The following is a 23,448-nucleotide window of genomic DNA, read 5'->3' as shown; positions in this document are numbered from 1 at the left end:
GCCCGACGGTACTCTCCGGCGCATGCCCGACCTCGTGGACGTCGTGCCGGCGCGGGCGCTGGCCGTCTACGCCCACCCCGACGACCCCGAGGTCTCCTGCGGGGGGACCCTCGCCCGCTGGGCGGCGGCGGGCGCCGAGGTGCACGTCGTCGTCGTCGGCCAAGGCGACAAAGGGTCGTCCGACCCCGCCGCCGACCCGGCCGCGCTGGCGCAGCGCCGGGCGGCCGAAGCAGCCGCGGCGGCGGCCGTGCTCGGCCTGGCCGGCCACCAACTGCTCGGCATCCCCGACGGCGAGGTCGACAACACCGCCGAGCTACGCCGCGCCCTCGTGGGCATCGTGCGCGACATCCGCCCCGAGATCGTCGTGTGCCCCGACCCCACTGCGGTGTTCTTCGGACGGCGCTACTTCAACCACCGCGACCACCGCGAGCTCGGGTGGGCGACGCTCGACGCGGTGGCGCCCGCAGCGGCCAGCCCCCACTACTTCCCCGACGCAGGCGCCGCCCACCAGGTGGAGGCCGTGTACCTCTCGGGCACGCTGGAGCCCGATGCCTGGATCGACATCAGCGACGCCGTCGACCGCAAGGCCGAAGCCCTCATGTGCCACGAGAGCCAACTGGGCGAGCCGGGGGAGTGGCTGCGCCAGGTGGTGCGCCAGCGGGCCGAGGAAGCGGGTCGCCAAGCCGGCGTCGACTACGCCGAGGGGTTCCGGCTGCTCCGGTTGGTCGACTGACGATGGCGGCGCGCATGTGCCGCTGGTGCGAGTCGCTCGTGCCGGACGAAGCCACGGCATGCCCGGCGTGCGGCGGGCTCGACCTCGACCCGGCTGGGGGGCAGTCGCCTGCAGGCGAGACCAACAGCTTGGCCGTCATCGCCTTCGTGCTCGCCGTGCTGTGGCTCGGAGGCCTCGCCTCGGCGGCCGCCGTCGTGCTCGGCGCCACGGCCAAGGCGCAGTTGGCCGAGCGGCACGAGCGCGGTGCGGGCTTGGCCGTTGCGGCCATCGTGCTCGGCACCATCGGCGTGGTCGTGGGCGCCGCCCTCTTCTTCGCCGCCATGGTGATGTCGATCTAGGGCGGGCTACTCCGGCTGGGGCTGTTGCTCCGCCTCTTTGATCGTGCGCCACTCGCCCATGGCCCGCAGGGTGAGCACGGCGACAACCGACACGCCGCCGCCTGCCACCAGCCCGCCCACCACCGCGCCTGCGCCGCCGATGGTCGTGCAGTTCTCGGTGCAGCCGATGCGCACGAACGACCAGCCGATGAGGGCCCCGCAGATCCCCGCCAGCAGGATGGCCCCGAAGGCCAGGGCGCGGGCCCGGGGGGAGGGGAGGGCGGAGAGCGGTCGTTCGTCGGCACGCATGAGCGGCGCCATCGTAGGAGAGGACGCACCCATGTTCCGCTTCGACCGCACGTGGCGGTTCCGCCTCCCGCCCGAAGACCTGTGGGCCGTGCTCGACCGCACACGCGAGTACCCCCGCTGGTGGCCGTGGCTGCGCCGCTTCGACGTGTCGCCCCCGGCGCTGGCACCGGGCACGGTGGCCACCTGCGCCATCAGCGCCCCCGTCGTGCCCTTCGGCATCCACTTCTCCGTCGAGGTGCTCGACGTGGTCCCCGCCCGCCGGATCGACGTGGCTGTGCGGGGCGACCTGGCGGGCGGCGCCTCCCTCCACCTGACGCCCACCGACGAGGGCACGGACCTGCGGCTGCAGTGGGCCCTCGACTTCTGCCACCCCTTGTTCGGCCCCGCCGCCCGGGCCGTGCGGCCGCTGGCCCAGCGGGGCCAGGACTGGGTGGTGGCCACCGGCGTGCTGCAGTTCCGCCGCCGCGCCCTCAGTCCTTAGCGAGGTCGCATACGACGCCGTCGGTGGCCCGCACCAGTTCGGCCGGTGCAACGGCGAAGTTCACGTTGGGCATGCCCGCCGCCGCCCACACCTCGTCGTAGGCCAGCAAAGCCTCGTCGACGAACACCCGCAGCTTGTTGCGGTGCCCGAACGGCGGCACCCCGCCGATGGGGAAGCCGGTGGCGGCCCGGGCCGCGTCGGCGTCGACCCGCCCGGCCCGAGCGCCGCCCGCGACAGCCGCCAGCTTGCGCTCGTCGAGTCGGTTGGGGCCGCTGACCAAGGCCACGACCACCTCGTCGTCGACGGAGAACACCAACGATTTCACGATGCGCCCGACTTCCACGCCTACTGCGGCTGCCGCGTCGGCGGCGGTGTGGGTCGACTCGGGGAACTCCCGGGGCGAGACCTCGACCCCCAAGGTCGAGGCGGCGTCGAGGAAGGCGGCGACGTTGCGGTGCACGGCCGAGCAGACTGCCAGAATTCGGGGCATGCGAGCATGGGTCGTCGCAGGGGGGCTGGTGGAGGGTCCGGACGGCCTGCTGCTCGTGCAGAACCGCCGCCGTGACGGCTCGCTCGACTGGTCGCCGCCCGGCGGGGTGATCGAGGTGGCCGACGGCGAGTCGGTGCGCGACGGCCTCACCCGCGAGGTCGAAGAGGAGACCGGCATCCGCGTCACCGAGTGGACGGGCCCGGTCTACGAGGTGGAAGCGGTGGCCGCCGAGATGGGCTGGACCATGCGGGTCGAGGTCCACCGAGCGGTCGCCTACGAAGGCGACCTGCGCATCGACGACCCCGACGGCATCGTCGTCGACGCCCGCTTCGTCGACGTGGGCGACTGCGCCGGGCACCTGGAGGCGTGCCATCCCTGGGTGCGCGAACCCTTGGGCGCCTGGCTGGCCGAGCGGTGGGTGGAGAGCCGGTCGTACCGCTACCGGGTCGACGGCGCCGACCGGCAGCGCCTGTCGGTCGTGCGGCTTTGAGCGAGGCCGAGCCGAGCATCCTCCACGTCGACATGGACGCCTTCTACGCGTCGGTCGAGATGCTGCGAGACCCGACACTGCGGGGCAAGCCGGTCATCGTGGGCGGGGCAGGCGACCGCGGCGTGGTCGCCAGTTGCTCCTACGAGGCCCGCGCCTACGGGATCTCCTCGGCCATGCCCTCGGTCCGGGCGCGGCGCCTGTGCCCGCACGCCGTCTTCCTGCACGGCGACTTCGACGCCTACGCCGAGTACTCCCGCGGCATCCACGAGGTGTTCGCCTCGTTCACCCCGCTGGTGGAGGGCATCGCCCTCGACGAGGCCTTCCTCGACGTGGCGGGCGCCCGTCGATTGTTCGGCTCAGGCGAGGCCATCGCCCATGCCGTCCGCCGCCGCATCACCGACGATCTGGGCCTCGACTGTGCCGTGGGCGTGGCCACCACCAAGCTGATCGCCAAGCTGGCCTCCAAGGCGGCCAAGCCCAAGGCCACCATGCAGGGCAAGGTCCCCGGCCCCGGGGTGCTCGTCGTCCGCCCGGGCACAGAGCTCGACTTCCTGCACCCGCTCCCCGTCACCGCCCTGTGGGGCGTCGGCCCCGCCACCGAGGAGCGGTTGCGACGGCTCGGCGTGCGCACCGTCGGCGACCTGGCGGCCGTCCCCCGCCAGACCCTCGTCTCGTCGATCGGGACCGCCCACGGCAACCACCTGCACGAGTTGGCCTGGGGACGCGACCCCCGCCCCGTCGAACCGGTACGTCCCACCAAGAGCATCGGCCACGAGGAGACCTACGCCGTCGACCTCGTCGACGCCGACGACCTCCACCGGGAGGCCGTGCGCATGGCCGACTCGGTGGCCACCCGCCTGCGCAAGAACGGCCTGGCCGGGCGCACGGTGACCCTGAAGGTCCGCTTCCACGACTTCTCGACGATTACCCGCTCGCACACCTTCGCCGCCGCCGTCGACACCGCCCCCGAGATCGCCCGGGCCGCCGTCGCCCTCGTCGAGCAGATCGACTCCACCCCTGGCATCCGCCTGCTCGGCGTGAGCATGTCGAACCTCATGGCCGGGGCCGCCCGGCAGCTCACCCTCGAAGACGCCGCCTCGCCCGCGTGGGACGAGGCGTCGCGGGCCGTCGACGCCATTCGCGACAAGTTCGGCGACCGGGCCGTCGGTCCCGCCGCCTTGGTCGAGGAAGAAGGACTGCGAATCAAGCGAAAAGGGGAACAGCAATGGGGACCGCGAGGAAAACGCGACCGGTAGAGCAGTGAATGGCGTGAAAACGACTGGAAGGCACGGGAGTGGCGCGTTGTCGACCAGTCAGGCGTGCGCGAAGATGGCAGGAAGCAATCGGGCGAAGGGGTAGTGGCCGTGCCGCTTTCAGAGGACGAGCAGCGCATCCTCCACGAGATCGAGCGGAGCTTCTACGAGAACGACCCTGCCTTCGCCCGCGGGGTCAGCGAGACCACGCTCTACCGCCACGCCGGGCGCAACCTGAAGTACGCGGCGGCCGGCTTCATCGTCGGCATGGTGGTGCTGGTGGCCTCGTTCGCCACGTCGCTCATCCTCGGCATGGTCGGTTTCCTCGCCATGCTGGGCAGTGCCTTCGTCTTCGAGCGCAACTTGCGCAAGATGGGCCGGGCCGGGTGGCAGCAGGTGACGCAGTCGATGCGCGACAAGGGCATCGGCGACGCCATGACCAACACCCGCACCCGCCTGCGCGACCGCTTCCGCAAAGACGAGAGCTGACCCGCTAGCGCCCCAAGCGCTTTCGCACCCTCGACACCAAGCTCGCCCGCGTGGCCCGCAGTTCGCTGGTGGGCAGCAACGGACGGGGGTCGATGCCCCGCCACACCCGCTGGCGCACGGTCGACCGCTCCTGCAAGGCCCGCTCGATGGTGGCGGCCGACGCCGTGGCCCGGCGCACCGTCTCGGCCGTGGGCGTGGTCGGCGCATAGCTGGCGATCGTGGTGTCGTGGGCCAGCTCGTGCAGCGCGGTGGTGGCCGGGACGGGCAGGGCGGCCGCCTTGGGGGCGCGCACCGCGTACTCGTCGATGGTCTCCGAGGGCCGCCGGGCGGCTCCCACCGAGGCCAGTGCCTCTTCCGCCTCCGTCCAGGCCACCAGCACCCGCCGGCTGACGTCGCCCGCCTCGGCCCGGCGTCGGGCTCGGCGCGAACGCTTGAGCAGCGGCACCCCGATCGCCGTCGCCGCCGCCACGACGAGGGCGGCCACCACGACCTGCACGAGAGGGTTGCGCAGGGGGGAGCGATCGGGCGCCTCAGGCGACGTGCTGACGTCGGTCTCGCCGTCCTCGGGGGTGGTGGCGGGCGTGTTGTCATCCGGGCCGGCCGGGGCGACCGTGGTGGTGGTGGTGATCGGCGCGGGCTCGGCCGGGTTGTCGAGCCGCGCCTGCTGGGGCGGTAGCTGCGTCCAGGTGGCGCCCGGCATGCCCCGGTCGGGCGTCGCCTCGAAGTACACCCAGCCGTAGCCGTCGATGTAGACCTCGGGCCAGGCGTGGGCGTTCAGGCCCCGCACGTGGTAGCGGCCTTCGGAATCGACCTCTCCCGGGGTGAACCCGACTGCCACCCGGGCGGGCAAGCCGATGGCGCGGGCCATCACCGCGAAGGCTCCGGCGAACTGCTCGCAGTAGCCCCGCCGGGACTCGAACAGGAACCGCTCCAGCGCCCGGCCGTCGTGGCCCGGGCGGGCTTTGAGGTCGTAGGTGAAGTTCTTCTGGAACCAGTCCTGCATGGCCTTGGCCTTGTCGTAGGCGGTGGGCTGGTTCCGTGTGAGGTCGACGGCCAGGCGTTGCACCCGGCCCGGGATGCTGGGCAGCTTCAGGTACTCGTCCAGCCGGTCGCCGGTGAGCGGCGGTGCGGCGTCGAGCTGGGCGGCCGTGGGGCGGGGCATCTCCGACGTGACTGTGTACGTGAAGCCGTCGGTGCTGGCTGCGTCGGTGATGAGGCTGCCGCTGTCCGCGTTGAAGCTGGCGTCGATGCCTTCGATGCGCGCAGGCCGGTAGGCAGCGGGCAGCCAGATCGACGACAGGGCGGTGATGGTGAACTCCTGTGTGAGTGTGGCTCGCTCGACTGTGACGGGCACGCCCTGCGGCAAGCCTCGCCCGACGTCGCGGTAGTTGTCCTTCGACTGCCAGATGTTGCCGTCGAACTCCTTGAGCGAGGTCAGCCGCCAGTACGCCGGTTGGTTCGAGCGCACTGTGAACAGCTCCACGTTGGACTGCTCCACCAGCCGGCCCCGGATGTCGACCAAGGGGCTGACCGTGGTGCGACTCGACGGCCCCGACCCGTCGGCGTCGCGCCAGGCGATGATCGGGTCGGCGTCGCTGCCCGGCAGGTTGGGGCCGAGCACCAAGGCGGCGACGATGGCCACGGTGCCGAGCAGCGCACCCCCTTGCAGCAGGGCGCCCATGCCCCCCTTGGCCCGGCTGGCGAACCACGATGCCGACTCCGTGGCCATGCCCGCTTGGTGCACGAGCAGGAACAGGAACAAGGCAGCCAGGTAGGCGGCGACCGAGAGGCCCCGGTAGTCGTCGGCCCCCAGGACAGCGGTGAACACGAACAAGGTGAACGAGGGGATGGCGGCCTCGAACACCGCCCGCACCCGGAAGGCGGCCCAGTCGGCCAGGAGGGCGGCGACCCCGATGCCGAGGGCGCCTGCGAACAGGAAGCCTTTGCTCGCCGGGGCGGGGGCCACGACGGTGGCGAAGTCGGTCCATGCCAGCCGGCACGCGTCGACGATGGCGTTGAAGGTGCCGCTCCACGGGATGCCGAAGGCCGTGGTGTGGGGGAAGATCGTCCACGCCGCCACCACCAGCACGCCGACCAGCGACAGCGGCAGGGCGACGGGCAGCGAGATGTCGTAGCGCCGGCTCAGCCAGGCCAGCCAGTGGGCGACGAGGGCAGCGGACAGGAAGGGGACGAGGAAGTCGCGGTTCTCGAACAGTCGGCCCATGCCCACCGCCGTGGCCACGGTGAGCACGGTGAGGGCGATGGTGGCCGACGCCGTGGGGTCGGCCTGGCGGCTGGTCGCAGGCGCAGTTGCCGTCGACGTCGTCCTCGTCATCGTCGACCTCCCGTGGCGGCCCGGGCCGGGCCCGTGGCCGTCTGCAGCGCTTCCGACCACGCGGCCGGGAACGGCTTGCCCGCGCCGATGCGGGCCACCATGTTGAGCGGGGGGAGCGGGCGTTGCGAGGGGCGCTGGCCGGGCGGCGTGCGCTCGAAGGCGCTGCGCTCGATGAGCACCAGCGACAGCAACCCGAACCGGCCCCGGAGGCGGGCGATGCCGTCGAGGTCGGCGTTGTCGGCCGCCGCCGTGGTCACCACCGACAACGCGCCACCGTTGCCCTGGCGGCGCAGGCGGGCCAGGAACGGAGCCAAGTGGGCGCCCCGTTCCAAGGTGGCTCCGGCCAGGTGCTCGAGCACGGCCTCCACGTGGGCGTGGCCCGCAGCGAAGCCGGAGTCCATTCCGTCGGTGGCCAGCAACCGGATGAGCGACCGACGTTTGTAACAGGCGCTGACGATCGAGGCCGCCGCCGAGACGGCGATCTCCAGCGACTCGGGCGTGTGCACGCCCTTGCGCAGGTCGAGCAGGACGGTGGCCCGGCCCTGCCAGGGCATCTCCTCCTGGCGGATCATCAGCTCGTCGAGCTTGGCGGTGGCGCCCCAGTGCACCCGACGGAGGTCGTCGCCCTCCTCGTAGTCACGCAAGCCGTAGAAGTCCTCGCCGCTCTGGCTGATGGCGTTGTGGCGAGCGGCCCCGGCGTGGGGATCGTTGCCCTGGCTGAGCGGCAGCGGCTCGACGTCGTCGATGTGGGGGTAGACCGTGAGCTTGGTGAGCGCCGCCGCCTCGGTCGTTGCCTGGGCCAGGCCGAACGGGTCGGACAACTGCAGCTGCAACGGGCCCAAGTCGAACACGCCTCGGCGGTCGGTGGGCAGGCGGTAGGCGGCACGGGCTGTCTCGCCGGGGCCGAGCGGCGCCAGCAGCAACCGGGCCCAGCGGCGGCCGTTGTCGAACGGGTCGCGGGCCGACAGCACAGGCGAGCGACGGAAGGCCACGTTGCGCACCGTGAGTTCCACGCGACTGGCGGTGCCCGCGTGCACCCGGGGCGGACGCAACTCGCGGGTGGCTTCCAGCTTGAAGGTGGTGAGGCGCACGTAGGCGAGGGCGGTCACGGCCAGGACCAAGGCGGCGGCGGCCAGGGCGAAGAGCTCGGCCAGGCCCAGGAGGCGGCCGGCCACGGTGAGCACGACCGAGCCGGCGACGAGCAGCCACCCCCGCCGGGTGAGCACCGGTTCAGCTCCTCCCGGTGGGCACGGGCACGGCGTCGAGCACTTCCTCGAGCACCTCGGCCGCGCCCATGCCGCCGATGGAGGCCTCGGGGGTCAGCACCAAGCGGTGTTCGAGGACAGGCCCGGCGACCGACTTCACGTCGTCGGGGGTCACGAACTCCCGGCCTGCCGCGGCGGCCCGGGCGCGGGCAGCGCGCTGCACGGCGAGGGTGGCCCGGGGCGAGATGCCGAGGGCCAGGCTGTTGTGCTTGCGGGTGGCCTCGGCCAGGTCGACGAGGTAGCCCTTGATGCTGGGCGCCACGTGCACGGCTCGGGCCACCGATGTCATCGTCACCACGTCTTTGCCGGTGGCCACCGGTTCGAGCTCGTCGACGGCGCTGGCGCCGCCGTGGGTGTCGAGCATCTCGATCTCGGAGCGGCGGTCGGGGTAGCCCATGCGGATGCGCATGAGGAAACGGTCGAGCTGGCTCTCCGGGAGCGGGTAGGTGCCCTCGTGCTCGATGGGGTTCTGGGTGGCGATCACCATGAACGGCGTGGGCAGCGAGTAGGTGGTGGCGTCGACCGTCACCTGCTGCTCCTCCATGGCCTCCAGCAGGGCGGACTGGGTCTTGGGCGAGGCCCGGTTGATCTCGTCGCCGAGGACCACGTTGGCGAAGATGCCGCCGGGGCGGAACTCGAAGGTGCCCTTGGCCCGGCTGTAGACGTTGACGCCGGTGACGTCGGAGGGCAGCAGGTCGGGGGTGAACTGGATGCGGTGCCAGTCGACGCCCAGCGAGGCGGCCAACGACTTGGCCAGGCTGGTCTTGCCCACGCCCGGGACGTCTTCGATGAGGAGGTGCCCTTCGGCCACCATGCACACCAATGCCAGGCGGATTGTGGCGTCTTTGCCCTGAATGACCCGCTCGACGTTCTCGACGATGGCGTCGAACACCTCGGCAAACCCGGCCTGGTTGCGGGCCGCCGCTCGTTGTCTGGCCAACGCCGTCTCCTCATTCCGCGCAAATAGGCTTGCCAAGCGTACCGGCCGGCCCACGACTAGACACTCGGGCCGTGGACGACTCGGTGGTGCTGGCGGTCGACATCGGCGGCACGAAGCTGGCTGCAGGCCTGGTCACCTCCGATGGGGTGGTGCTCGATGCCCGCTCGGCGCCGACGCCGTCGACCAACGTCTACGACGTGCTGGCTTCGCTGGTGGTTCCGCTCGTACCTGCCGCGCAGGTATGCGGGGTGGGGTGCGGCGGGCCGATGACGTCGAGTGGCGAGGCCGTGTCGCCGCTGAACATCCCGTCGTGGCGGGCGTTCCCGCTGCGTTCGTCGTTGGCGGCGCTGACCGGGCTGCCGGTGTTCGTCGACAACGACGCCAAGGCGCTGGCGCTGGGCGAGGGCTGGGTCGGGGCCGCTCGGGGGGTCGACGACTACCTGGCCATGGTGGTGTCGACGGGCGTCGGTGGCGGCGTCGTCCTCAACGGGCGGCTGCTCGACGGGGCCTCGGGCAATGCCGGCCACATCGGCCACCTGATCGTGGAGCCGGGCGGGCGCGTGTGCGCGTGCGGCGCAGCCGGTTGCCTGGAGGCGGAAGCCTCGGGCACAGCCATCGCCGCCATGACGGGCCGGCCTGCGGCCGAAGCAGGCCCTGCGGTGGTGGAGCGCACGGGGCGGTTGGTGGGGCGAGCCGTGGCGTCCGTCTGCAACGTGTTGGACCTGCGCCTGGCCGTCGTCGCCGGCTCGGTGGCGTTGGGCTTCGGCGAGCCGTTCTTCGCCGCCGCCCAAGCCGAGCTCGACGCGCTGTGCCGGCTCGACTTCTCCCGGGGCGCCCGCATCGTGCCCGCGGGCCTGGGGGCGGACGGGCCGCTGGTCGGTGCCGCCGCTGTCGCCCGGCGGAACACGGAGCAGGGGTGACGCTGTCACCCGTCGAATGCAGCGAGTTCGTACCCGTTTCCAAAGTGCTGGGGGAAGAGAAATGCGCCGAATCCTGATGGTTGTAGCGATCGCGGCCGTGGCCGTGGGGGTGAGCACGCCCGCCGGGGCGGTGTCGACATCGTGCACCAAGCCGTTCGTCGTGGCGGGCCAGAAGACCGTGGGCATCAGCCTTGACGTGACAACGCCGACAGCACCTACTGCCGCCGTGTGCATCCACCCGGACAACACACAGCGGTTCGAGATCGGCGGCAGCCCCGCCGTCTACGCCTACGGGACCAGCGGGGCCATCGGTGGCGCCTACGGCTATCTGTGCTGGCACGAGGGCTCGACATACACCTGCGCCCAAGCGGGCGGCGTCGGGGGCGCCTTCAATTCGGCTCCCTGGGGCGATGCCGTTTCTGTCTTCCTGATCCCGTCGGTGTGCGAGCACCACTCGTCGTACACGTTCCAGCACTGCTTCGCCGTGTTCCTGTTCGGCGGGGCCGACGGTCCCGTGTTCGGTCCGCTGGGCGGCGCAGGCGGCGGCGTCTTCGTGTGCGAGGACACCGGCTATTGGTTCTACTGCCCGGTGATGCTGTCCGAGTGGGTGCCGTAGAGAAGATGACGGGCTGGGCTTCGGCGGTTACCGAACGGTAACGTCTACGACATGGACGTTCGTTACTCCGCCGAAGCCGAGGCCTACCGCGAGAAGGTCCAGGCTTTCTTGGCCGAGCACCTCCCCGCCGACTGGCAGGGCATCGGGGCCCTCGACAAAGAGGCCGCCGACCGCTTCAGTTCCGAGTGGCGCACAGTCCTCTACGAGAACGGCTACCTGGCCGTGTCGTGGCCGCAGGAGTACGGCGGCGCCGGGCTGAGCCCGCTCGAGCAGGTCATCCTGGCCGAGGAGTTCGCCAAGGCGGGCGTGCCCCAGGGCACCATGAACGACGTCTTCTCCATCCAGATGGTCGGCAACACCATCGTGCAGTGGGGCACCGAGGAGCAGAAGCGCCACTTCCTGCCCCGCATCCTCTCGGGCGCCGACGTGTGGTGCCAGGGCTACTCCGAGCCCAACGCCGGGTCCGACCTGGCCAACCTCGGCTGCCGGACGGAGCTCGACGGCGACGAGTGGGTCATCAACGGCCAGAAGATCTGGACGTCCGCCGGCCACTTGGCGAACTGGATCTTCGTGCTCGGCCGCACCGACCCCACGGCGTCGAAGCACCGCGGCATCACCTTCCTGCTGTGCCCCATGGACCAGCCGGGCGTCGAGGTGCGGCCCATCCAGATGATCTCGGGCGAGTCCGAGTTCAACGAGGTCTTCTTCACCGACGCCCGCACCCCCAAGGAGAACGTGGTCGGTGAGGTCAACGGCGGCTGGGCCGTGGCCATGACCCTGTTGGGCTTCGAGCGGGGCGAGGCGGCCGCCGTGCTGCCGGTGCGCTTCCGCACAGAGATCGACCGGCTGCTGGAGCTGGCCCGCGATCGAGGCAAGGCGGGCGACCCGCTCGTCCGCCAGCGGCTGGCCTGGTGCTACAGCAAGGTCGAGATCATGCGCTACCTCGGCATGCGGGCGCTGACCGCCTGGCTGGGTGGCGGCCATGTCGGCCCCGAGGCCGCCATCACCAAGCTCTACTGGAGCGAGTACCACCGCACAGTGACGGAGCTGGCCGTCGACATCCTCGGCCTCGAAGCGCTCGTGCCGACCGGCAAGGCACCGACGAACGCCTTCCAGGCCGACGACCCCGGCGCGCCCAACTCTTCGGCGTCGTGGGTGGGCACGTTCCTCAACGCCCGGGCGGGGACGATCTACGCGGGCACCTCGCAGGTGCAGCGCAACATCATCGGCGAACTGGTCCTCGGGCTGCCCAAGGAGCCCAAGGCCGACACCGGCCCCTGGAACGAGACCGTCCGCCGCTAGCCAAGTCCCGTCCCGAGTACATAGCGCGTCAAAATGAAGCGCTATGTACTCCAGAGTGGTGGGGGCGGTGGCGGTGCGGCCGCAGTTGTGGTGGACCGCCGTCGTGCAACTGTTCCGGCTGGCGGCGCCGGGGTGGTGGCGGCGGCCGCCGTTCCTGCCCACGCCCGACCCCGACTACCTGGCCTTCCGCCTCCAGACCATGTACGGCGACGACGCCCATCGGCCCGAGCCCGACGACGTGGTCGTCTACCTGAAATGGTGCAGGAGCTATCGACGGGCGCTGCGGTAGCCTTTTCCTTCATGCGGGTGCCACCAGGGACAGAGGCGCGGTAGAGGGGCTCTGGCGGTGTCGCGGGCGCTCATCCTCAACGCGACGTACGAGCCGCTCTGCGTCGTGTCGACCCGGCGGGCCCTGCTGCTGGTGCTCGACTCCAAGGCCGAGTTGATCCACGCCACCGGCGTCGAGTTCCACTCCGAGCGTGCCGCCTTCCCCGAGCCCTCGGTCGTGCGCCTCACATACTTCGTGAAGGTGCCCTACCAGGCCCGGGTGGCCTTGAACCGCCGGGCCGTCTTCGCCCGCGACGGGCACCGCTGCCAGTACTGCGGCGCCGCGGCTGAGAACATCGACCACGTGATTCCCAAGTCGAAGGGCGGCGAGCACACGTGGGAGAACGTGGTCGCCGCTTGCCGCCCCTGCAACACCCGCAAGGAGGACCGCCTCCTCCACGAGACCGGCCTCACCCTGCGCCGCCTGCCCACAGCGCCGCGGGAACGGGCGTGGGCGCTGGTCGCCACCGGGTCGGTGCGCTCCGACTGGGAGCAGTACCTGAACGTCTCCCGCTCCGAACTATCCGCATAGTGGACTGGACGTTGGCGCGCCTGCGGGGCGCGGCCGGTGAGTTGCACGCACGCGAGGTCGACTACGGGCACCGCTCCGTGACCGTGTGCGAGGTGACGGAGACGGCGGTGGTGCTCGGCTCCACCCAGCATGGTGACGGCGTGCGCCGGCGCAGCGGCGGGGGAGCGGTGCTGCTCGCCCCCGGCGACCCCTTGTGGGTCGACGTGGTGGTGCCTCGCCACGACCCGTTGTGGCACGACGACGTAGGCCGGGCCTTCTGGTGGCTGGGCAAGGTGTGGGCCGAGTTGCTGGGCGGCCAGGTGCACCACGGCGGGCTGGTCTGCACGCGGTGGTCGCGGCAGGTCTGCTTCGGCGGCATGGGACCGGGCGAGGTCGCCGTCGGCGGGCGCAAGGTCGTGGGCATCTCCCAGCGCCGCACGCGCGACGGCGCGCTGTTCCAGTGCGCGGTGTACCGCACCTGGGACCCCCGGCCGTTGGTGGCGCACCTGGGCCTGCCCGCCGAGGCCGTGGACGAGTTGGCCGAGGCCGCCGTCGGGGTGGGCGACCGGCTCGACACCTTGGAGGCCGACTTCTTCGCTTCCCTGCCCGCGTGACGGCCGCTCGCCGGTTCTGGCACCGAGATCGCCCCGCAGGGGCGGCGATCTCGGTGCCAGAACGCTTGGTCAGCGTCGGGTTCGCCTTGGCGGGACTTGGCTTCCTCGGCGCGCTGGTCGCCCGCCACTGGTCGGCAGCGACTGCGGCGCTGGCCGACGCCGAGCTCGCGTGGCTGCTGCTGGCCGTGCCGTCGGCCGCCACGGGCATCGTCGTGGTCGCCCTCGGCTGGTCGCGCATCGCGGGCGCCCCGCTCGTGGGCGCCTTCTTCGCGGGCGAGATCGGCAAGTACGTGCCCGGTGGTATCTGGCCGGTGGTGGGTCGGGCCGAGCACGCCGTGCGCCGAGGCGTGGAGCGCAAGGCCGCCTACCGCAGCGTCCTCATCTCGCTCATCGCCGTCTACGCGGCGGCCGCTGCTGTCGCCCTCGCCCTCGTGCACCCGCTGCTGACCGCCGTGGCCGCGCTCGTCCTGCTGCACCCACGCGCCCGCGTCGCCGCTCAGTACCTGCCTGCGTGGGCCCTCATCGGCACGGCGACGTGGGCCGTGGCGCGCGCCGTCGATCCCACCGCCGAGCCCGTGCGCGTCGTGGCCGCCACGGCGGCGTCGTGGTTGGCCGGATTCGTGGCCGGCCCCGTCCCCGCGGGCGTGGGCGTGCGCGAGGCCGCCTTCGTCGCTCTTGCGGGCCTGCCCGCCGGTGCAGGAGCGGCCGCGGCACTGCTGGCCCGGTTGGTGTTCGTCGCCGTCGACGCCGTCGGCGCCGTGCTGGCTACAAGTCGAGCTGTTGGCTCGAGAGGTAGAAGTACAGCCCCTTCGCAGCCATGAGCTCGTCGTGGGTGCCCTGCTCCACCAAGCGCCCCCGCTCCAGCACGAGGATGAGATCCGCGTTGCGGATGGTGGAGAGCCGGTGGGCGATGACGAACGACGTGCGCCGTTCCAGCAGGCGGTCCATGTTCTCCTGCACGGCCCGTTCGGCCTCGGTGTCGAGCGAGCTGGTGGCCTCGTCGAAGAGCAGGACCGGCGGCTCGTGGTACACCGCCCGGGCGATGGCGACGCGCTGGCGCTGGCCGCCCGACAGCAGCAGGCCGCTCTCGCCCACCTTGGTCTCGTAGCCCAGCGGCAGCCGTGTGATGAAGTCGTGGGCGCTGGCCACGGTGGCCGCTCGCACCACCCGGGCCATGTCAGGGGTGTCCTCGCCGAAGGCGATGTTGGCGGCCAGGGTGTCGGCGAACAGGAAGCTCTCCTGCAGCACCACCCCGATGTGGCGCCGCAGTTCCCGGTGGTCGAGCTCGCGCATGTCGACGCCGTCGTAGGAGATGGTGCCCGCCGTCGGCTCCACCAACCCGGCCAGGCACTTGACCAAGGTGGTCTTGCCCGAGCCGCTGCGGCCCACGATGGCCACGGTCGTGCCCGCGGGCACGTCGAAGCTCACGTCGGCCAGGATCGGCGGGGCGTCGGAGCCGCCGTAGGCGAAGCTCACGCCGTCGAGCCGGACCCGTCCGGCCAACGACGGCACCGGCCGCAGCCGCGACCGGTCCTCGCCCTGCTCGGGTTCCTCCTCGAAGATGTCGCTCAGCCGCGACAACAGCACCGAGGCCACCTGCAGGTCGTCCCACAGCGCCAGCAGGATCACGATGGGACCGTTGGCCAGCACCAGCAGGGTGCTGAACGACACCAACCCGCCGATGGTCAACGACCCGTCGAGCACCCGCAGCGAGCCGAACCACAGGAAGGCCACCAGCGACACGAAGGTGATGGCCTGCACGGCGCCGTCGTAGGCCATGTTCGCCATGTCGGCCTTGAGCTGGCGCTGGGCCAGCCCGCTGTACTCCCGCACCATGGCTCGCCGCAGGGCGTCCTCCCCGCCCAGCGCCTTGACCGTCTCGATGCCCTTGACGGCGTCGACCTGCAACGAGTGGTAAGCGCTGTAGGCCTCCTCCAGGCTGTCGGCCAATGGGCGGATGCGGCGCACGGCGAAGCGCATGAGGGCCACGTACAACGGCACGGCGGCCACGAACAGCAGGGCGAGCACGCGGCTGTAGGCGAACATCAGGGCGGTGGCCACCACCAACTGCACGGCGGCGGTGATGGCGCTCACCGAGTGCTGCACGAGGAACTGGCGCACCTGGCGCATGCCGATCAGGCGGCGCTGGAGGTCGCCGGTGCGCCGCGCGTAGAAGTACTTCATCGGCAGCGCCAGCATCTTGCCCGCCACGAAGTCGAGCGTCTCGGCGTCCATGCTCACCGCAGCGCGGGCGAGGACGAGGCGCTGCACGTACGACGCCAAGACGCTCACCACCAGCACCGCGCTCATGGCCAGCACGAGCACCTGCAGCAAGCCGAAGTCGCGCGGGGGCAACACCCGGTCGACCACCACGGAGATGAGGACGGGCAGCGCCAACTGCAGCGCGCTCACGACCATGGCCAGCGCGGTGGCCCCCGCGATCGGCTTCCAGTGCTTGCGCACGAAGGGCCGCAACCACGTGAAGCCCGACGGGCTGGCCTCCAGTTCGTCCACCCGGTCGGTGCGAGCGAAGAGCACGGCGTAGCCCGACCACGCCTCGTCCAACTCCGACCGGGGGATGCGGCGTACGCCGAGGGCAGGGTCGGCGATGCGGGCGTGCGTCCCGTCGAGGTCGAAGACGACGACCCAATGGTTGCCCTTCCAATGGACGATGGCGGGCAGCGGCATGGCGTCGACGTTGCGGCGCGACACCTTCAGCGCCCGTGCGGCCAGGCCCAACGCCTCCGCGCCCCGGGCCAGTCCCCGCAGGCTGGTGCCGTCGATGCCGGTGCCCACCACCTGGCGCACCCGGGCCAAGCTGACGCGGGCGCCGAAGTGCCGGCACACCATGGCCAGCGCGGCAGCGCCGCAGTCGGCTTCGTCGACCTGGCGGATGTGGGGGAAACGACGCAGCCGCGGCCCCCGCTTCACGAACACGTCGTCGCCGGTGTCGAAGGGGGCGGCGTCGTCGTCGGGCGGGGCGTCGGCCTCGGCGGGCAGCAGCTCCTCGCCGAAGTCGAGCGGCACCCGGGCGTGGCGGCGGTAGTCGTACTGCGCCACGCGCGCCGCGATCTTCTCCTGCAGGTCGGGGTGCTCGTCGAGCAGGCGGGCGAACGAGTGGCGGTCGAGGCACAGCAGCCGGCAGTCCGACAGGGCCACGACGGTGGCCGACACAGGCGTGCCCGTCAGCAACGAGCGCTCGCCCACCACGTCGCCCGCCCCGAGGAAGGCGATGTCGCGTTCGGTGCCGTCGTCGTCGACCTGGAAGGCCCGCAAGCGGCCGTCCTCCACGATGTGCAGCGAACGGCCCTCGTCGCCTTGCCTGCAGACCACCCCGCCCGCCGTCACCTCGACCGGGCGCAGCTCACGGAGCAGGTCGGCCAGCCCGCCGGTCGACAGCCCGGCGAAGGGCGACGACAGCCGCAGCAGGTCGCCCAGGGCATGGCGGCGCATGGCCAGTTCGAACGATTCGGCGATGCGCGGGTCGCGGGCCGTGAGCGCCCGGAAGACGCCCGCGTCGAGGCGCAGGGCGTCGAGCCGGCTGCCGGCGCGCACGGTGGCGCTGCGGGGTTCGCCGGTGAGCAGCGCCGTTTCCCCGAAGCTGTCGCCGGGGCCGAGCACGCTGAGCGACACCTCGCCCTGCTCGCCCGACTTCAGCACACGCGCCCGGCCCTTGGTCACCACGTAGAGGGCATCGCCGGCGTCACCCTCGGCGAAGACCACGGTGCCGAAGGGGAACGACACCGACACGAAGCTGGCTGCCACCAAGTCGCGCACCTCGGGTGCGAGGAAGGCGAGCAGCGGCAGCGACTGGAGGACGTCGCCGCTCGACTCAGTGGCCGTCATGCCACTGCACCCGTGCTTCCACCTCGCGCCGCAGGGCAGCGGCCACTGTGGCCTCGGCGGCGCGGCGCCGGATGTCGGGATCGTCGACCGAGGGCACCACCTTTGATTCGACAAGGGCGACGGCAAACCCGCCCTCCACCGGCAACGGCCCCACCAGCTCGCCGGGGCGGGCGCCGAGCACCGACGGGCGCAAGGGCTCGTCGACTTCCTCCAACAAGGTGGTGCGGCGCACCAGCGGCACCTCGGCCAGCTCGCACACCTCGGAGAGGGTGAGCCCGTCGTCGCGCACCGACAGCACCGCTTCCCGTGCCGCGTCGTCGGTGGCGAAGCGGGCCTCTTCTCGGGCCACGGCGAGCCAGTCGAGTTGGCGGCGGGCCACCTCTTCCCGCACGGTGGCCGCCGTCACCACCGTCGCCCGGAAGCGGTCGAGGGCGCTGTCGATGTCGTCGTCGGTGGCGGGCAGGCTGTCGGTGAGGCGCATGTGAGCGGCTACCCGGTGGGCCAAGGCCACGGCGAAGTCGTCGAGCAGGCCGCGGCAGCGCCCGGTGGCCCACAGCAGCGGCTCTACCTCGTCGTAGGCGACGGCCTCGGTGCTGCCGATGCCGGGGTGGTCGGCCCGCAGCACGGCGCGGCGCATGCAGTCCATCCATTCGCCCACCTCGACGTGGCGTACCCGCAGCCACGCCTCGGTCTCCTCGCCGGTGATGAGCCGCCGTCGGTAGCGAAAGTCGACGGCCGCCTGCTTCACCGCCGCGGGCTCGGCCGCGTGGCCCGCCTTGCGGCAGGCCAGGCCCTCGTGCACCTCCCGCACCAACTGTTGCCACCGGCCGTCGCGGCGGGCGAAGGCGGCCACGTCGTCCCACGAATAGGGGCGTTTGCCCACGGCGAAAGCGGGCAGTGCCCACGGGGAAGCGGTCATCGAGCCCCATCGTCGCGCCCGTTGACGGTGCCGGGCTTCGATGTCAGGCTCAGCGAGCGACAATCCCGACGAAAGAGGTAACGGCCATGACGACAGAACCGATCGACGAGGGCGCAGGCATCGAGGACCTCGACGCCACCGAGGACGAGGCGGGCGACGTGACCGGCGGTCGCAGGGCCGACCCGTGCGAGGGCGGCGAGTGAGCGACGCCTCCGAAGGCGCAGGCGTCGACGACCTCGACGTCGAGGCCGAGGAAGCCGAGGACGTCACCGGTGGCCGCCTGGCCGTAGGCGACCCCTGCGACGGCGGCGAGTAGCACCGCGTTCCACTGTCTCGGGCGCCTGCCGTTCGTCGGTGACCGGCTCCTCGTGGAGCTGGCCGCCGAGTCCGAACGGCAGCGCCCCGACGGCGGCCCTGGATCGGTGCTGCGCCGACTGGCCGTCAGCCGCCAGCTGCGCGAAGCGGTGTCGGCGGCCGTCGGGGTCGAGGTGGTGCCGACCTACAACGCGCTGTACCAGTACCACGACGACAGCACCCGCTTACGTCGGCATCGCGACGGCCCGGGCTACGACCTCGTCTTCCACCTCACGGTGTTCCACGAGGCACCGGCGTCGGTCCTGGTGGTCGACGACGAAGCAGTTTCCCTGGCGGTAGGGGAGGGACTGGTCCTGCGGGGCCAGGACGTCGAACACGGCTGGACCCCACTGGCACCCGGCGAGCGGCGAACCCTCGTCGCCGTCGGCTTCAGCCCCCGATGACCGACATCTTCTCCTGCACGGCCCAGTCGAGGTAGACGGTCGGAAGTTCGCGCAGGCCGTCGGCTGTGGGGCCGGGCGGGAGGTCGGCCAGGGCAGCCGCGGCGCCTTCGTTGAACTCCGCCGCTCGGCGCAGGGCGCCGGTGACGCCGCCGTCCTCGGCCACCAGGCGAAGCACCTTGTCGATCGAGTCCACCGTCATGTCGCGGCCGAGCAGGGCCCGCACGTCGTCGCCGCGGGCGCCGGCCAGGACCAGCAGGACCGGCAGCGAGTACACGCCTTCCTTGACGTCGTTGCCGACCGGCTTGCCCATGGCCTCGGCGGTGGACGCCACGTCGAGCACGTCGTCGACGATCTGGAACGCCATGCCGAAGGCGGTTCCGAAGCGGGCCAGCCCCGGTGCCGCTTCCACGCGCCCTGCGCTCAAGGCACCGATTTCGCACGAGGCCCGCATCAGTGCGGCCGTCTTGCCTGCGATAGACGCTTCGTAGTCGGCCACCGTGCGGCTGACGTCGAAGGCCGAGCCCGTCTCACGCGACTGGCCGTCGCACAGCTCGGCGATAGCTCGGGCGAGCGCCCCCGCCACCTCTTGGCCGATCGACGCCGACAGCTCGCCTGCACGGGCCAGCAGGAAGTCGCCCACCAGGATGGCGTCGCGGATGCCTTCCACGGCGTTGATGGTGGGCACCCCTCGGCGCGAGGCGGCCTCGTCCATGATGTCGTCGTGCACCAGGGAGCCCGCGTGCACCAGTTCCAGCGCCACGGCGCCGGTGATCACCTCGTCGGTGATCGACCCGCCTGCGGCGACGGCGGCAGCCAGTGCGAGCACGGGGCGCAGCCGCTTGCCACCGCCGCTCACCACGCGCAGGGCGGGGAGGGAGATGGCGGGGTTGCCGGTGCGCACGGCCGCTTCCAGCCGCGCGTCGACCGCGGCCAACTGCGAGTCCAAGTCGGCCAGCGCCAAGCGCTCGGCCAGCACCGACGTCTTCATCGGTCGCAGGCTACTTCGGCAGGTCCGCTAACCGGCAGTGACAGGCGCCACGGCTTCGGGCAGCGAGTCGTCGTCGTCGGCCAGGTCGGCTTCGCCGAAGGGCGGCGGCAGGTACCGAAGCGAGGGCGGAAGCGTGATGTCGAGCAAGGCCAAGGAGCGGCGCACCACGATGCCCACCGCCCGCCACGTTGCCGCGTCGAGCTGCGCTTGGCGGTCGCACTGGGCGGCACGGCGGCAGACGTCGTCGAGGTAGTGGACGACGTCGGCCGGGTCGCGGCGCTCCAGTGCCTGCCCCACGATCTTGGGCATGCCGTTGAGACGGAGCAGGAGTTCGCGCCGGGCCAACGCCGCCGACTTGGAGCCGGGCGCGGTGCCCGTCGGTTCGGCTGTTTCGGCTTCCTCCACGCAGCGCAGCACGCGCACGACCGCGGCGAGGGCGGCGCGCCCGTCGCGCCACATGACCTCTTCGTCGTAGGTGATGTAGGCATGGCGCTTGAAGCCGAGCAGCCAGTACTTCACGACGGCCAGGCCGAGCCGCTCCGACACGTCGCGCTGGAAGTGGTCGATGGGGCCGGGTGCGGCGGTGGCCCACTCGTCGATCATGCGGTCGCGCAACCGGTCGAGCACCATGTCGGCACCGACGACGATGCCTTCGCGGGAGCGCATCTTGCCCTCGGGCAGCTTGACCATGCCGAAGTAGACGCCTTCGGTCATGGAGCCCGCTCGCTCGCTGCCGAAGCGCGTGAGGATCTCCAGCAGGGCGTTGACGCCTGCCGTCCACTGGTCGCCGGTGACGTGCATGACCTCGTGGTACGGGTGCAACTGTTCGCGTCGCACCCACACGGCCAGTAGCTGGGTGAACACCAGCGGGGTGCCGTCGCGGCGCAGGATGGTGACCTGGCCCAGGCCCTTGTCGTCGAGGTCGACGTAGACGGAGCCGTCGGGCCGGCGCAGGCACTCGCCCCGCAGCAGCGCCTGGGTGATGAGGCGCATGGCGATGGGGAGGGTGTCGAGCTCGCGGAAGCGGAAGTCGTGGAAGGCGCCGATGCGCTCGTAGGTCTCGAAGATGCCCGCGATCGACCACTCGGTGAACTGCTCGTTGAAGGCGAGCAGCTTGTCGTCGCCCGCCTCCATGCGCTGCAGCAGTGTGGCGGCGTGGTCTTCCAGTTCGGGGACCTCGGCCAGCCGGGCGTGGTACATGGCGTACCACTGCGAGACGAAGTGGTCGCCCTTCATGCCGGTCGACTCGGGGGTGGAGCCGTCGCCCCACCGCTCGTAGGCGGCGATGGCCTGGCAGATGTGGATGCCGTAGTTGCTCAGCATCTCCGAGCGCAGGGTCTCGTAGCCCCGGGCTTCGAGCAGGTTGGCCATCGACATGCCCATGAAGCACACCCGCAGGTGGCCCAGGTGCAGTGCCTTGTTGGCGTTGGGGCTGTTGTAGGAGACGATGACCTTGCGGCCCGCGTGCTCGTCGCCGGTGCCATAGGTGCGGCGCTCGTCGTAGATGCCGTCGACCACCTGCGAGGCCAGCACGTCGAGGCGGGGCGTCAGGTACACCCGGGGCGGCACGCCGACGGCCTGGTCGATCCAGTCGGCCTCGGCCACCTTGGCCGCCGCGTCGCGGCACGCCTCCTTGGTGGCCTGTTCACCGGCGCCCAGCAGAGGGCGCAGGTCGAAGCGGAAGTCGCCAGGCGCGTTCTTGCTGCACGGCTCGACCTCGATCGCCGCGTCGGTGCCGAGGTGCGCACGCAGCGCGTCGGCCAGCGCCTGCTCGGCCGGTCCCAGTCCTCTGGCCGCGCTCAATGTGTGACGTCCTCCCGAGTAGCGGGCACGGGCAGGGGTGCCCGCGCCTCTCGTTCCGGCACCACGAGCCGCCCGGTGCGACGGCGCCACCAGACCGACAGGTCGTGCTGGGGCTTGCGGTCCCTCGTGTTGTGCAGCTTGCCCTTGCGGCCCTGGGGCGCACGGGGCAGTTCGCCGCCCTTCTCGTAGTGGTCGAGCCAACTGACGAGCCGGTGGACGGCGGCCTTCTCGGCCCGGCAGTACATGGCCTCGGCGTTGTCGTCGGGCCGCAGGGCGGGGACCACCACTTCGAGGAGGTCACCGGTGTCGATGCCGCGGTCGACGAAGTGCAACGTGGTGCCGATCTTGTCGAAGTCGCCGTTGGAGAGGGCGAAGAACATGCAGTGGTTGCCGCGGTAGTCGGGCAGGTAGCCGCCGTGGATGTTGACGACCACGCCGCCCGCCGCTTCCAGCACGCGGTCCTTGAGGATGCCGGTGCCCATGACGACGGTGACGTCGGGGGTGGCTTGGCGCAGGGCGTCGACCACCGACTGGTCGTTGATCCAGTCGACGGTGAGGGTGCGGGGCTCGGGGCCGAGCGGGGTGGGCAGGTTGGCGAAGGCGCCGCGGCGGTAGGCGTCGAGCCCGAGGAACTTGCGGCGCAGGTCGTGGTAGACGATCCAGGCCCAGTCCTTGCGCTTGCCCAGCTTCCACCGGCGCCGGCGTTGTGCCGCCCACGGCTCGACCACCACCACGCGTACGTCGAAGCCCGCGGCCCGCAGCGTGGCGACGAGGTAGCGGTGGTGCGGCCCCGAGGAGGTGAGCACGGCGATGCCCAACTTCCCAGAACGGGTCATGCCGACCTCCGCAGGGCTTGGTGCTTCACCACGGGCACGCCGAGGCGCTCGGCCAGCCGCCGGAACGGCTCCTTGTAGGTGGCCTTCAACTTGTCGTGCACGGCGATCACCTGCACGCCGCCCCGGATCGAGGCCACGCAGGCGTCGAGCTTGTCGTCGGCCGAGGGCTGGTCGTACTCGCCGGTCACCAGCCACTGGTTGGGCAGGTGGTGGCCCACGGCGTAGGCGCCGTCGAGCACGGGAGTGGACCACGCCGTCTCCACGTGCACCCCGCCCGCGCACAGCACGGTCTGGGCCGACTGGTCGTCGGCGGCGAAGACCTGCGTGAGCCCGTGAGCCACGACCTCGTGGGCCGCCGCTTCGCCCCATGCCTCGGGGCTGGAGCCGATCTCGATGTCGTAGGTGGGCACCGCGTACTGGGGGATGAGGTCGGGGGTGCCGCCGTAGGGGACGCCCGACCAGTGGGTCGCTTCGGTGACGACGGCGAAGTCGTCGAGCCCGGCGGCCTGGCGCTCGGTGTCGAAGGCCCGCATGAGGTTGCGCATGGCCCCGGGGTCGGCGGGGGACCAGTAGCCGGTGGGCACGTCACCGGTGGAGTGCACGGTGATGACCCGGTCAGGGGCGTTGGCGCCCTCGTGCCAGTTCACGACGGCGGCGAAGTCGGCGTCGGCGAAGTGCTCGTTCAGCACGGGCAGGTAGCGCGGGTAGTCGTGGCTGAGCACGTCGTCGGTGCGCACGAACAGAAAGCGGTTGCCCGCCCCGTCGCCGTGTTCGAGCACGGGCTCGCCGTCGACCACCACGTCGACCTCCGCCGGCGCATGCAGCTTCACCAGCACGTCGAGGACGCGCGAAGCCACCGGGTCGGCATCGGTGCGGCAGAAGAAGTAGACGGCGGTGCGGCTCATG

The 23,448-nt window shown here is 71.6% G+C and carries 25 protein-coding genes; 14 read left to right on the top strand and 11 right to left on the bottom strand.

Annotation, left to right across the window (positions count from 1 at the left end; translation table 11 throughout):
* Positions 1 to 22 precede the first annotated feature (22 nt).
* Together VM938_05055 and VM938_05050 are read left to right on the top strand one after the other, a co-directional pair.
* The gene (locus VM938_05055; GenBank protein HVF74395.1) at positions 23 to 733 is read left to right on the top strand and encodes a PIG-L family deacetylase; all 711 of its coding nucleotides are present in this window, start codon (positions 23 to 25) and stop codon (positions 731 to 733) included.
* A 2-nt stretch (positions 734 to 735) separates the two neighbouring features.
* The gene (locus tag VM938_05050) at positions 736 to 1,071 is read left to right on the top strand and encodes a DUF4190 domain-containing protein (GenBank protein HVF74394.1); all 336 of its coding nucleotides are present in this window, start codon (positions 736 to 738) and stop codon (positions 1,069 to 1,071) included.
* Positions 1,072 to 1,077: 6 nt separating this feature from the next.
* On the opposite strand, the gene VM938_05045 is transcribed toward VM938_05050, so the two are convergent.
* Positions 1,078 to 1,359, bottom strand: coding sequence for a hypothetical protein (locus tag VM938_05045; protein ID HVF74393.1), 282 nt, complete (start codon positions 1,357 to 1,359; stop codon positions 1,078 to 1,080).
* 31 nt (positions 1,360 to 1,390) lie between these two features.
* Here VM938_05045 and VM938_05040 point away from each other — a divergent pair, with 31 nt between their 5' ends.
* Positions 1,391 to 1,840 carry an SRPBCC family protein gene (locus VM938_05040; GenBank protein HVF74392.1) on the top strand — a complete coding sequence of 150 codons (450 nt, stop codon included), beginning with the start codon at positions 1,391 to 1,393 and terminating at the stop codon, positions 1,838 to 1,840.
* Here VM938_05040 and VM938_05035 read toward each other — a convergent pair.
* Positions 1,830 to 2,330 carry a YbaK/EbsC family protein gene (locus tag VM938_05035; protein ID HVF74391.1) on the bottom strand — a complete coding sequence of 167 codons (501 nt, stop codon included), beginning with the start codon at positions 2,328 to 2,330 and terminating at the stop codon, positions 1,830 to 1,832. The genes VM938_05040 and VM938_05035 overlap by 11 nt on opposite strands.
* Between VM938_05035 and VM938_05030 the strand changes: the two genes are divergently transcribed.
* The 3 genes from VM938_05030 to VM938_05020 all read left to right on the top strand — a co-directional run bounded on the left by VM938_05030 (position 2,329) and on the right by VM938_05020 (position 4,562).
* Positions 2,329 to 2,820 carry an NUDIX hydrolase gene (locus VM938_05030; GenBank protein HVF74390.1) on the top strand — a complete coding sequence of 164 codons (492 nt, stop codon included), beginning with the start codon at positions 2,329 to 2,331 and terminating at the stop codon, positions 2,818 to 2,820. The genes VM938_05035 and VM938_05030 overlap by 2 nt on opposite strands.
* Complete coding sequence (locus VM938_05025) at positions 2,817 to 4,076, top strand: DNA polymerase IV (protein HVF74389.1); 1,260 nt, start codon at positions 2,817 to 2,819, stop codon at positions 4,074 to 4,076. The genes VM938_05030 and VM938_05025 overlap by 4 nt, the downstream gene beginning before the upstream one ends.
* Positions 4,077 to 4,184: 108 nt before the next feature.
* Positions 4,185 to 4,562, top strand: coding sequence for a DUF3040 domain-containing protein (locus VM938_05020; GenBank protein ID HVF74388.1), 378 nt, complete (start codon positions 4,185 to 4,187; stop codon positions 4,560 to 4,562).
* 4 nt (positions 4,563 to 4,566) lie between these two features.
* Here VM938_05020 and VM938_05015 read toward each other — a convergent pair whose 3' ends face one another.
* Genes VM938_05015 through VM938_05005 form a run of 3 tightly spaced genes read right to left on the bottom strand, consistent with a single transcriptional unit; the run spans position 4,567 to position 9,102 of the window.
* Positions 4,567 to 6,897 (bottom strand): DUF3488 and transglutaminase-like domain-containing protein, encoded by a 2,331-nt coding sequence (locus VM938_05015; protein HVF74387.1) that lies wholly within the window; start codon positions 6,895 to 6,897, stop codon positions 4,567 to 4,569.
* Complete coding sequence (locus VM938_05010; protein ID HVF74386.1) at positions 6,894 to 8,123, bottom strand: DUF58 domain-containing protein; 1,230 nt, start codon at positions 8,121 to 8,123, stop codon at positions 6,894 to 6,896. The genes VM938_05015 and VM938_05010 overlap by 4 nt, the downstream gene beginning before the upstream one ends.
* 4 nt (positions 8,124 to 8,127) lie before the next feature.
* A complete protein-coding gene (locus VM938_05005) occupies positions 8,128 to 9,102 on the bottom strand; it encodes a MoxR family ATPase (GenBank protein HVF74385.1) in 975 nt (324 codons plus the stop codon).
* 71 nt (positions 9,103 to 9,173) lie between these two features.
* On the opposite strand from VM938_05005, the gene VM938_05000 reads away from it, so the two are divergent.
* The 7 genes from VM938_05000 to VM938_04970 all read left to right on the top strand — a co-directional run bounded on the left by VM938_05000 (position 9,174) and on the right by VM938_04970 (position 14,213).
* Positions 9,174 to 10,022: an ROK family protein gene (locus VM938_05000; protein HVF74384.1), complete on the top strand. Its 849-nt coding sequence runs from the start codon at positions 9,174 to 9,176 to the stop codon at positions 10,020 to 10,022.
* A gap of 76 nt (positions 10,023 to 10,098) precedes the next feature.
* Positions 10,099 to 10,638 (top strand): hypothetical protein, encoded by a 540-nt coding sequence (locus tag VM938_04995; GenBank protein HVF74383.1) that lies wholly within the window; start codon positions 10,099 to 10,101, stop codon positions 10,636 to 10,638.
* Positions 10,639 to 10,689: 51 nt separating this feature from the next.
* Positions 10,690 to 11,940 carry an acyl-CoA dehydrogenase gene (locus VM938_04990; protein ID HVF74382.1) on the top strand — a complete coding sequence of 417 codons (1,251 nt, stop codon included), beginning with the start codon at positions 10,690 to 10,692 and terminating at the stop codon, positions 11,938 to 11,940.
* 43 nt (positions 11,941 to 11,983) lie between these two features.
* Positions 11,984 to 12,229 (top strand): hypothetical protein, encoded by a 246-nt coding sequence (locus VM938_04985; protein ID HVF74381.1) that lies wholly within the window; start codon positions 11,984 to 11,986, stop codon positions 12,227 to 12,229.
* A gap of 57 nt (positions 12,230 to 12,286) precedes the next feature.
* Positions 12,287 to 12,799, top strand: a complete 513-nt coding sequence (locus tag VM938_04980; GenBank protein ID HVF74380.1) for an HNH endonuclease — start codon at positions 12,287 to 12,289, stop codon at positions 12,797 to 12,799.
* Positions 12,799 to 13,392 carry a hypothetical protein gene (locus VM938_04975; protein ID HVF74379.1) on the top strand — a complete coding sequence of 198 codons (594 nt, stop codon included), beginning with the start codon at positions 12,799 to 12,801 and terminating at the stop codon, positions 13,390 to 13,392. Before VM938_04980 ends, VM938_04975 begins: the two co-directional genes overlap by 1 nt.
* Positions 13,389 to 14,213: a hypothetical protein gene (locus VM938_04970; GenBank protein HVF74378.1), complete on the top strand. Its 825-nt coding sequence runs from the start codon at positions 13,389 to 13,391 to the stop codon at positions 14,211 to 14,213. Before VM938_04975 ends, VM938_04970 begins: the two co-directional genes overlap by 4 nt.
* Here VM938_04970 and VM938_04965 read toward each other — a convergent pair.
* Together VM938_04965 and VM938_04960 are read right to left on the bottom strand one after the other, a co-directional pair.
* On the bottom strand, positions 14,158 to 17,238 hold the full coding sequence (locus VM938_04965; GenBank protein ID HVF74377.1) for a peptidase domain-containing ABC transporter: 3,081 nt from the start codon (positions 17,236 to 17,238) through the stop codon (positions 14,158 to 14,160). The genes VM938_04970 and VM938_04965 overlap by 56 nt on opposite strands.
* Positions 17,225 to 18,157, bottom strand: coding sequence for a hypothetical protein (locus VM938_04960; protein ID HVF74376.1), 933 nt, complete (start codon positions 18,155 to 18,157; stop codon positions 17,225 to 17,227). Before VM938_04960 ends, VM938_04965 begins: the two co-directional genes overlap by 14 nt.
* Before the next feature lie 368 nt (positions 18,158 to 18,525).
* Here VM938_04960 and VM938_04955 point away from each other — a divergent pair, with 368 nt between their 5' ends.
* Complete coding sequence (locus tag VM938_04955) at positions 18,526 to 18,915, top strand: hypothetical protein (GenBank protein ID HVF74375.1); 390 nt, start codon at positions 18,526 to 18,528, stop codon at positions 18,913 to 18,915.
* On the opposite strand, the gene VM938_04950 is transcribed toward VM938_04955, so the two are convergent.
* Genes VM938_04950 through VM938_04935 form a run of 4 tightly spaced genes read right to left on the bottom strand, consistent with a single transcriptional unit; the run spans position 18,902 to position 23,447 of the window.
* The gene (locus tag VM938_04950; GenBank protein ID HVF74374.1) at positions 18,902 to 19,903 is read right to left on the bottom strand and encodes a polyprenyl synthetase family protein; all 1,002 of its coding nucleotides are present in this window, start codon (positions 19,901 to 19,903) and stop codon (positions 18,902 to 18,904) included. The genes VM938_04955 and VM938_04950 overlap by 14 nt on opposite strands.
* 27 nt (positions 19,904 to 19,930) lie before the next feature.
* Positions 19,931 to 21,706, bottom strand: coding sequence for an arginine--tRNA ligase (gene argS, locus VM938_04945; GenBank protein HVF74373.1), 1,776 nt, complete (start codon positions 21,704 to 21,706; stop codon positions 19,931 to 19,933).
* Positions 21,703 to 22,542, bottom strand: coding sequence for a formyl transferase (locus VM938_04940; protein HVF74372.1), 840 nt, complete (start codon positions 22,540 to 22,542; stop codon positions 21,703 to 21,705). The genes argS and VM938_04940 overlap by 4 nt, the downstream gene beginning before the upstream one ends.
* Complete coding sequence (locus VM938_04935) at positions 22,539 to 23,447, bottom strand: D-aminoacyl-tRNA deacylase (protein HVF74371.1); 909 nt, start codon at positions 23,445 to 23,447, stop codon at positions 22,539 to 22,541. The genes VM938_04940 and VM938_04935 overlap by 4 nt, the downstream gene beginning before the upstream one ends.
* Position 23,448: the final 1 nt, after the last annotated feature.

It is taken from the genome of Acidimicrobiales bacterium (assembly GCA_035536915.1).
GTDB lineage: Bacteria > Actinomycetota > Acidimicrobiia > Acidimicrobiales > JAHWLA01 > JAHWLA01.
Note: the sequence above shows the minus strand (reverse complement) of the source record. Positions and strands in the feature narration are given on the sequence as shown.